Here is a 9526-nt window from a genome sequence, read left to right on the forward strand (position 1 = left end):
GCCGAACTGTCCGCTGTATTTGAAGAACATCGGACAGTTCGGCCCTGGAGAGGCCACGGCTGGACCCGCCACGGCTTGGCGCGGCCGAAACGTGGCAAAAAAAAGCCCTCATGCCCCCCGTTCGGCCGACGTTAAACGGACCGGATCATCCACCTGGAACTGGATGATAGCATATAATTATGATAATTTAAGATATGCAACTTATCGACAAGCTATCGTTTGTTCAGCTCCAGGCGCATATCAGCGATGTCCTCGTCCGTGTTGCGCCAGACGTCGAAGCCCACCTTTTCGGCCAGCCCCTGCATGCCCTTGTTGTCCAGCAGGGCCTGCCCGGAGAGCACGGCGGTGCCCCGGTCCCGGCAGTAGCGGATGATCTTCTCCATGAGCAGGCGGCCCATGCCCAGGCCCTTCTGGTCAGAGCGCACCAGGATGGCGAACTCCGCCTGGGAGTTGTCCGGCTTTGTGGAGGCGCGCACCACGCCCAAAGTCTCGTTGTGGCCCTCTTCGTCGGGCGCGGTGGCGATGAAGGCCATCTCGCGCTCGTAGTCGATCTGGGTCAGGCGGGCCATCTCCATGTGCGACAGCTCGCGCACAACGCCGAAGAAGCGGTAGCGCAGGTCCTCGGGGGTGATGCGCTTGAGCAGCTCGTAGTGGGCGGGCTCGTCCTCGGGGCGTATGGGCCGGATGAGGATGCGCCGCCCGTTCTTGAGCACCGCCTCCTCCTCCAGTTCGCGGGGGTAGGGGCGGATGGCCAGGCGCTCCTGCCCGCCGGACATGGCCTCGGCCACGCGGATGCGCGCGCCGAGCACGGCCACGCCCTGGCTGTCGGCGAATATGGGGTTCAGGTCGATCTCGATGATCTGGGGGATGTCCGTGATGAGCTGGGCGACCTGGATCAGCGTCAGGCAGATGGCGTCCATGTTCGCGGGGGGACGCCCGCCCAGGCCGCGCAGGAAGGCCGCGACGCGGGTGCGGTTGATCAGGTCGCGCGCCAGGCTGGCGTTGATCGGCGGCAGGGCCACGGCCTTGTCCTGCGAGAGCTTGGCCGCAAGCCCGCCCTGGCCGAAGCGCAGGAACGGGCCGAAAACGGGGTCCACCTGGGCCTGTATGAGCAGTTCCTGAGCGCCCCGGCGGCCCATGCGCTGCACGATGTAGCCCTGGATGTCAGCCCCGAGCTGGAGTTTGCGCGCACGGGTCCGAATGGCCACGGCGGCCTGGCGCAGTTCCTCCTGGTCTTCGATGTCGAGCACCACGCCGCCTACGTCGAAGGGCTGGGGGATGTCGGGCGAGAAGATTTTGAGCGCCACGGGGAAGCCCAACTCCTCGGCGGCGGAGGATACCTCCTCCACGGTCTTGACCAGCTTGGAGCGGATCACCGGGATGCCGTAGGAAGCCAGCACCACCTTGGCCTCGGGCTCCGTAAGCTCGGAGCGCCCGGCCTCCAGCACGGAGAGCACCACGCCCTGGGCGCCGTCCGTGTCGGGGCTGAAGCCCGCGGGCAGGTCCGCGGGCATCTCCATGAGCAGTTCCTGGGTGCGGCGATGGTTGGCCATGTCCATGAAGGCGCGCACGGCGGTGTCCGGCGTGGCGTAGCTCGGGATGCCCGCCTGGTTGAAGAGCGCCCTGGCGGATTCGGCCACCGCATGCCCCATCCAGCAGGTGAACACCGGGCGCTGGCTCTTGGAGGATGTCTGGACCACGGCCTGAGCCACGTCGTCCCCGGTGACGGAGGCGAAGGGCACGTGCATCACCAGGATGGCGTTGGGCTCCTTGTCCTTGAGCAGGGCGGTGAGAACCTGGGAATAAAGATCGGGCGTGGCGGTGAGGCCCATGTCCACGATGCCGTCGCGCATCCAGTTGGGGCCGATGAGCTCGCGCAGGTGGGCGGAGGTCTGTTCGGAGAGGGTGGCCAGCTTGCCGCCGCCCTCCACCAGGGTGTCCGCCGCCATGACCCCGATGGACCCGCCGTTGGTCAGTATGGCCAGCTTGTCGCCCTTGAGCTGCTGGGTGCGCGCCAGGGTCTGGGCCGCGTCGAACAGCGCGTCGATCTCGAACACGCGCAGCATGCCCGCGCGGCGGAAGGCTTCGTGGTAGACCTCGTCCAGGCCCTGGCCCGGCTTGGCGATGGGTTCGCCGCCGGGGCCGCGCCTGCGCCCGGGCTTGACCACCAGCACGGGTTTGTTGCGCGCGGCGGCGCGGGCCGCGCTCATGAAGGTGCGGGCGTCGCCCACGGATTCGATGAAGAGCAGGATGGAGCGCGTGTTGGGGTCGGAGGAGAGGTAGTCGAAGAGGTCCTGGTATTCCAGGTCCAGCCGGTCGCCCAACGACACCACGCAGGAGAAGCCGATGCGGTGCGCCCTGGCCCAGTCGAGCACGCCGGTGAACAGGGAGGCCGACTGCGAGACGAAGGCGATGCGGCCCTTGGGCGGGTCCGCCTTGACCAGGCTGGCGTTGAGCCCGATGGGGGGGATGATCAGCCCCAGGCCGGACGGCCCCAGGATGCGGATGCCTTCCTCCTCGGCGGAGGAGAGCATCTTTTCCTGTATTTCCCACTTTTCGCCCGCCGACAGCCGGGTGTAGCCGGGGCAGAGGGCCACGGCTGCCTTCACGCCGCGCCTGCCCAGGCGATAGAGGTATTCAGGGGCGGTGTCCGGCGGGGTGCAGATGATGGCCAGGTCGGGCGTAAGCGGGAGGGTGTCCACGCTTTTGTAGGCGTCCACGCCCAGTATCTTGTCCTCGTCAGGGGAGAGGGGCATCACCGGGCCCAGAAAGGCCCCGCCCAGGAGGTTCTCCATGACCACGCGGCCGACGTGGCCTTCCTCGTTGGTGGCACCGACGACTGCGACGGAAGTGGGCTTGAACAGCCCTTCGAGATTGGCAACGCTCATGGTTCGCCGCTTGTTGATGTCCGGGGGTTGCGCTATAACTTTCGGGCGATTGCGGACCGACCGGATTCCGGCCGCCGGTCGCGGACACGTCGGCAGCAGGATAGTAGGCCGCCACCGATCCGGCAAGCCTCTTTTAGCAAACGCCAAGGAGAGCCATGAACCCTCACGACCGCGAACGCTTCTGGAGCGACCGAGCCAGCGAACTTCTGGCCTGGCGCACCCCGTGGGAAAAGGCCTGCCCCGACACGTTCACCTCGCCCTCCGGCTGGTTCAAAGGGGCGGCCATCGACGTGTGCGCCAACTGCCTGGACCGCCACGTGGATGCCGGGCGCGACGACGTGCCCGCCCTGATCTGGCAGGGCGAGCCCGAGAACCAGGCCGTGGTCCACACCTATGGGGCCCTGCTGGACCAGGTGCGCCGCGCGGCCGTGGTGCTGGCCGGGCTCGGGGTGAGCAAGGGCTGCGTGGTCGGCCTGAGCCTGCCCGCCCTGCCCGAGCTGGTGGTGGCCACCCTGGCCCTTGCCCGGCTGGGCGCGGTGCACCTGACGTTCCCCGCGGGGCTCTCCCCGGCCGTGGTCTCCGAGCGGATGGCGGCCTGCGGGGCCATGCTCTTTATCACGGCGGACGGATATTTCAAGGCCGGGCGGGCAGTGCCCATCATCCAGCCCGAGGGCGGCCCCCGGAGGGTGGTGGTCCGGCGCACGAGCCAGGCCCCCGAGTCGCTGCGCGAGGGCGACCTCTGGTGGCACGAACTCATGGAGGCGCACGCCGTTGTCCCGGCCTTGCCCGGGGCCGTTCACGGCGCGGACGACCCCCTGTTCATCCTCTACACCTCCGGTTCGTCGGGGCATCCCAAGGGCGTGGTGCACGCCGCGGGCGGCTTCCTGGCCGGGTGCGCCCACTCCGCGCGCCATGCTTTCGGCGTCGGCCCGGGCATGACCATGTGGTGCCTCTCGGAGCCGGGCTGGATCATGAACATGGCCTACGCGCTCTACGCGCCGCTCTGCCTGGGCGCCACGACGCTCCTCTACGAGGGCTCGCCCCTGCACCCCAAGCCGGACCGCCTCTGGCGCATCGCCCAGAAGCATCAGGTGGCCACGCTCATAACCACGCCCGCGCTCACCGGGCAGCTCATGCGCGAGGGCGAGGCCTGGCCCGCCGGGCGGGACCTGCCCGCGCTCAAGCTCATCGTCAGCGTGGGCGAGAAGCTCACCCCCGAGAACCGGCAGTGGCTGGCCCGCGCCGTGGGCAAGGGCCGCGCCCCGGTGGTGGACACCTGGGGCCAGACCGAGACCGGCGGCGTGCTCATGCTCTCCGGCAGCCGGGGCGGGCTCACGCCCCTGCCCGGCGTGGAGGCGTCCATGAACCTGCAGGGCCACCTGGCCCTGGACGCGCCCTGGCCGTCCATGGCCTCGGCGCTGGTGGGCCAGCGGCTGGAAGCCGGATCATCCTACGATACGGGCGACCTGGTGCAGACGACCCCGGACGGCGCGTTCGTGATTCTGGGCCGCGCGGGCATCGCCGGGGCGGACCTGCCCGTGGCCGCCGTGGAGGCCGCCGTGGCCGCGCACTCCTGCGTGGCCGAGGCCGCGGCTGTGGGCTCGGGCGACACCGTGGTGGTCTACGTCACGCTGCGCGCCGAGGCCGGGGAGCCATTCGGCCTGGAGGAGGATCTGGAGCGGGCCGTGCGCGCCGAGGTGGAGGAATTCGCCGGGACGCTGTGCATCCGCGTGGTGGAGGAGCTGCCCAAGACCCGCTCCGGCAAGATCGCGCGGCAAGCCCTGCGCGGTGCCGCCGAGGGCCGCATGGGCGATACGTCCGCGCTGGCCGACCCCTCGGTGCTGGCCTCGCTGCTGGAGGATCCGGGCAAGCTGTTCTGATGCGTGACTTTGGTGGCGGCAGCCCCGAGGTCAGGATATTATGGTCGATTGCAAGGCGCGGCGTTCTGCCGCGCCTTTCTTTTGGGGCGGGGCAGGGTGTGGCAAGAAATGTGGGGCGCTGCCCCACGCCCCGCAAGGGGGCGTGGCCCCCTTGACCCGCAAATATCAACCGATGGACGCAGTGGTTGGAGCGAGGGTTCATGGCTCCCAGTTGACGTTTGTACCAAGGCGGGAAACGTCGACCTGTCGCCTGCTCGGTGGCGGGGGATAGAACGTGAATGATATGGGATTCCAAAGGGAGGAACTCCCTTTGGCGGGGTCCAGGGGCAGCGCCCCTGGCCGCCGGAGGCTCTTTCTCCCCCGGTCCAACTCCGGGATCTAGGCCACTTCCTGCTGCAGGTCGGCCCCGGGCAGTGCGGGCAGCTCTTCCAGGCAGGGGTGCACCGCCGGGCGCACGCCACGCTTGGCGCGGGCCAGTTCCCGGCTGCCGATGGGATCGAAGCCGCGCAGGGTGGTGGCGTTCACGTTGCGCAGCACGTCCAGCACGGCGCGCAGGCTCAGGGTGAACATCTCGTCCAGGTCATGCCAGCCGTCGGGCAGGGGCATCAGGCGCTGGGCCAGCATCAGCGAGCGGTTCCAGCCGGGCAGGAAGCTGAGGCGCTCGCCGCTGCGGAACACGCGCTTGCGGCAGAGGTAGGTGAGGGGATTCTTCTCCAGCGCGCAGACCATGCTGCGGTCCACGGTGCGCTGCAGGCGGCGCGAGAGCTTGCCGGCGCGGCAGAGCCCCCCGGTGAGGCGCGAGTCGGCCTGCATCTCGATGTAGACGTGGGTCGGCCCCGAGGGCAGGTGCGTGGAGGCCAGCACGCCGGGCACGTAGATGGAATGGGCCACCACGTCGGCGGCCAGGTGGCTGGCGTAGCCCAAGGCGTGGGACATGAGCTGCGGGGTGTGCGCGGCCTCCAGAAGGCGGTCGGCAGCGTCCCAGTTGTGGCTGTGGCCGGGGCGCACGCGGGTGCCCTTGCCCACGAAGAAGTCGGCGCTCAGGCAGCCGTAGGAGAACGAGTTGGGAAACTGGGCCAGCACGCCCGCCACATGCACGGGCAGCAGATCAAGGTTGGCCAGCACGAAACGGGCGGCGGCGGTGTGCACCCCGGGACCCCAGGCCAGCGCGTCGGCGGGCATGGCCAGCAGGGCGGCAAGGGCACAAAGGAAGACAGAAAACAGTATCAAGGCGCGCCTCCACCTGTATCGTGAACGGGGTCTTTGTATGCCCGTTCGAGCGTGTGTCAAGTGACAGAGCGTTCAGGCTGCGTAAATTGTTACACTGGATGGAAATTTTCAATGATTCGTGAGGGTCAATTCAAGCGCGGCGATTCGTGCGGGCGGGTGCCCCAGGGCGCTCGGCGTGAGGCGTCGCCGATGGCGGCAAAAGGGCGGCCCGCCATCCTCGCGCGGGCGGGGAGGCGGGCCGGGAAAGCGTGGGCCAGACGGGCTACTGCTGGGCGGGCGCGGGAGCGGCGGCCTTGGGGGCGCGGCGCTTGCCCTTGGCCTGGCCGAGCTCGTCCTTGGTGAGGGTGCCGTCGCTGTTGGCGTCGAGCTTGATGAAGCGCATTTCGGCGCGTTTCTTGGCCGCGTTCAGGAACTCTTCCTTGCTGATCTTGCCATCGCCGTTGGTGTCCATGGCCTGGAAGGCCTTCTCGCCCTTGGGGGCGGCGGGGGCGTCGTCCTGGGCGGAGGCGGCCGAGCCCAGGCCGAGGACCAGGCCGAGCGCCAGAACCGTTGCAATCGAGCGTTTCATGAGAGGCTCCTTCCGATACAAATTTACAGCACTATACAGGCTGTGCCGAAATATGTCCAGGGGGAGCGCTAGGGATTGATCTTCATGAACTTGCGCGACTTGAGGAAGAAGTACGCGACCACGCTGAAGGTGATCACCGGCGAGACCCAATGGGGAATGTGCACCCCGAAGGCGTCGAAGATCATGATCCCGCCCAGGAAGAGCACCGAGTACATGGCTCCGTTCTTGAGGAAGCGGTAGCGCTTGATGCTCTCAACGTTGCGCACGGTGAGCTCGCGCACCACGAACGCGCCCAGGCCGTTGCCCACCAGGATGAGCGGCACAGAGAGCGTGAAGGCGAAGGCCCCCAGCACCCCGTCGATGGAGAAGGTGGCGTCGATGATCTCCAGGTAGAGGATCTTGGCGATGTCGGACTTGTGGGAGTGCAGCAGCTCCTGCTCGCTCTGCTCGGCGTTCTGCTTGAAGCCGTGGGTGATGAAGAAGGCCGTGGAGCCGACCACCGCGCCGAAGGCCAGGGCGTCGTCGATCTTCATGGCGTGCCAGACCACCACGGTGAGCAGCACCGAGGCCAGGGCGTAGAACCAGACCCCCTGGCGCATCAGGAAGCGCTCACCGGGCAGGCCGAAGTTTTTTTCCTCCAGGAAGGCCCAGTGCAGGAAGAGCATCACCAGGAAGATGCCGCCGCCCATGAGCAGCACCGGAGCGGAGCTGTCCACGGCCTGCATCACGCGCGGGTCGGAGGAGAAGGTGGCGGTCATGGCCTCCCAGGGGCCGATGCCCGGCGTGACCACCCAGACGATGAGCCAGGGCAGCAGCCCGCGCACCGCGAACACCGCGATGATGATGCCCCATACCAAAAACCAGCGCCGGTATTTCGGGCGCATGGTGGAGAGCACTTCGGCGTTGATGATGGCGTTGTCGATGGAGCTGATGGTCTCGAACAGGCACAGGCCCGTGACCGTGAGAACGATGCTGAATATGTCCATGGGCGCTCGGTAGCTCAAAACGCTGTCAGCCTCAAGCGCCCAGTGGGGCCGCTGTGGGGCGGAGCAGGGGGGCAGGACCTAGCCCGGTGGATAAGGCAAGCTATTCAGGCCGAATACGGAGCGGAGGGCGAGCCCGGAGGGGGCGGGCCCCGAGCCTAGAGCACCAGCTTGACGCCGATGGCCAGCAGCGTGGCGCCGCCCAGCAGCTCGGCGTAGCGGCTCACGGCGGTCAGGTGGCCGATCATGCAGCCCAGGCGAACGCCCAGCCCGGCCACGATGAAGCAGATCACCCCGATGACCAGCGCCGGGAACCAGATGGGCTGTCCCAGCACGGAGAAGCTCAGGCCCACGGCCAAGGCGTCTATGCTGGTGGCCACGGCCAACAGCAACAGCTGACCTCCCCTGGTGGGGTCCTTGGGCGGGCAGCTGTCGTCGGCTTCTTCCGTGTGCAGGCCCTCCCAGATCATCTTGCCGCCCACGAAGGCCAGCATGGCGAAGGCCACCCAGGAAGCGTAGGACTCCACGAAGGAGCGCACGACCAGGCCCAGGAACCAGCCGGCGACGGGCATGGCGGCCTGGAAGAAGCCGAACGCGCCCGCCATGCGCAGAGCCTGGACCGTGGTGGGGGTGCGCAGGCAGATGCCGGTGGCCAGTGAGACGGCGAAGGCGTCCATGGCCAGGGCAAGGGCCAGGGCCAGAAGGGTGAGAAATGGCATGCGATGTCCTTGGGTGCGGGTCGGGGCGCGAGGATGCCAAATGACGGGCCGATGGTCGAGTGAAAAAGACGCGCTTGACTTGTCTATAGCTTCACACCCCAGCAATGCCCGCGTCACACAACAAGGAGGACAGAAGCATGTCGACGATTCAGGCGAAACGCGTGGTGTTGCAGGATGTCATGGAGCTGTCGGGCACGCCGCGGCAGGTGTTCCCGCTGCTCTGCCCAGTGCTGGAGTATGGCTGGATTCCAGGCTGGAAATGCGTGATGATTCATTCGGACTCAGGCGTTGCCGAGCTGGACTGCATGTTCCGCACGGACTTCCCCGGCGAGGAGGGGCGCGTCTGGCAGGTCAGCCGCTATGAGCCGCCTCAGCGCATAGGGTTCGTGAGCTTCGTTCCGGGCGTCATGACCATCGCGCTGCGCATCGGGCTTGAAGCCGTGGATGGCAATCGCACCAGGGCCGAATGGACGAGGGTGTTTACGGCGCTGTCGGCGCGGGGCGAAGAGCTTCTGGAAGTCTACGCTTCCGGCGGACGGCCGCACTCCATGGCCGCCCTTGAGAACTACCTGGAAACCTATCTGCGCACGGGCCGCATGGCTCCCGCAGCAGGAGAACCGCGTGGCTGAATGGACGGTCGGTAGGCTTGCGAAACGCTTCGGGCTCTCCCGCAGCACGCTGCTCTATTACGACTCCATCGGGCTTCTGCGTCCCAGGCAGCGGGCCTCGGGCGACTACCGCGCCTACGGCGAGGCCGAGGCCTGGAGGCTTGAGCGCATACTGCTCTATCGGAGCCTCGGGTTGAGCCTGGCCGAGATCAAGGCCGCGCTGGACGCCCCGGAGACGGCTGTCTCCCGGGCGTTGGCGGCAAGGCTGAAGGCCCTGGAGCGCGAGGCTGCCGCCGTGCGCGCCAAACAGCGTCTGGCTCTCTCCCTGCTTGGCGGCGGGCCGGAGCTGCCCCCGGCCGGTCTGACCGACCGGGCCTCGCTCACGGCGCTTCTGGAAGCCGCCGGCATGGACCGCGAGGAGATGCTCGCCATGCATCGGGAATGGGAGCGGCGCTCCCCGGACAAGCATCGTCGGTTGCTTATGCTTCTGGGCTTCGCGGGGGAGGAACTGGAGGACGTGCTGCGCAGCAGCCGGGAAGAAGACCTGCGAGAAGGCGAATGAAAAAGTTTCGGGGCGGCGCGGCCCCCCCCCCCCCCCCGCGCGGGGGGCCGGGGGGGGGGGGGGGGGGGCGGGCGGCGCCCGGGGCCGC

At 68.0% G+C, this 9526-nt stretch carries 8 protein-coding genes; 3 read left to right on the forward strand and 5 right to left on the reverse strand.

All coding sequences use genetic code 11. The annotated features are described in order from the left end of the window. Positions 1–212 precede the first annotated feature (212 nt). Entirely contained in the window at positions 213–2888 is a 2676-nt protein-coding gene (locus MLE18_RS12690) for a bifunctional acetate--CoA ligase family protein/GNAT family N-acetyltransferase (protein WP_243439174.1), read from the reverse strand. A 155-nt stretch (positions 2889–3043) separates the two neighbouring features. Between MLE18_RS12690 and MLE18_RS12695 the strand changes: the two genes are divergently transcribed. Continuing rightward, positions 3044–4768, forward strand: coding sequence for an AMP-binding protein (locus tag MLE18_RS12695; protein WP_243439175.1), 1725 nt, complete (start codon positions 3044–3046; stop codon positions 4766–4768). 378 nt (positions 4769–5146) lie between these two features. On the opposite strand, the gene MLE18_RS12700 is transcribed toward MLE18_RS12695, so the two are convergent. From MLE18_RS12700 to MLE18_RS12715, 4 genes are all read right to left on the reverse strand, one after another. Beyond that, positions 5147–5998, reverse strand: a complete 852-nt coding sequence (locus tag MLE18_RS12700) for a zinc dependent phospholipase C family protein (protein ID WP_243439176.1) — start codon at positions 5996–5998, stop codon at positions 5147–5149. 262 nt (positions 5999–6260) lie between these two features. Then, complete coding sequence (locus MLE18_RS12705) at positions 6261–6566, reverse strand: EF-hand domain-containing protein (protein ID WP_243439177.1); 306 nt, start codon at positions 6564–6566, stop codon at positions 6261–6263. A gap of 68 nt (positions 6567–6634) precedes the next feature. Next, the gene (locus MLE18_RS12710) at positions 6635–7552 is read right to left on the reverse strand and encodes a DUF475 domain-containing protein (protein WP_243439178.1); all 918 of its coding nucleotides are present in this window, start codon (positions 7550–7552) and stop codon (positions 6635–6637) included. A 155-nt stretch (positions 7553–7707) separates the two neighbouring features. Beyond that, positions 7708–8268, reverse strand: a complete 561-nt coding sequence (locus tag MLE18_RS12715) for a manganese efflux pump MntP (protein WP_243439179.1) — start codon at positions 8266–8268, stop codon at positions 7708–7710. A 137-nt stretch (positions 8269–8405) separates the two neighbouring features. On the opposite strand from MLE18_RS12715, the gene MLE18_RS12720 reads away from it, so the two are divergent. Together MLE18_RS12720 and MLE18_RS12725 are read left to right on the forward strand one after the other, a co-directional pair. After that, a complete protein-coding gene (locus MLE18_RS12720) occupies positions 8406–8897 on the forward strand; it encodes a hypothetical protein (RefSeq protein ID WP_243439180.1) in 492 nt (163 codons plus the stop codon). Continuing rightward, positions 8890–9438: a MerR family transcriptional regulator gene (locus MLE18_RS12725; RefSeq protein WP_243439181.1), complete on the forward strand. Its 549-nt coding sequence runs from the start codon at positions 8890–8892 to the stop codon at positions 9436–9438. The genes MLE18_RS12720 and MLE18_RS12725 overlap by 8 nt, the downstream gene beginning before the upstream one ends. The last annotated feature ends 88 nt before the right edge of the window (positions 9439–9526 follow it).

It is taken from the genome of Fundidesulfovibrio soli (genome assembly GCF_022808695.1).
Classification (GTDB): domain Bacteria; phylum Desulfobacterota; class Desulfovibrionia; order Desulfovibrionales; family Desulfovibrionaceae; genus Fundidesulfovibrio; species Fundidesulfovibrio soli.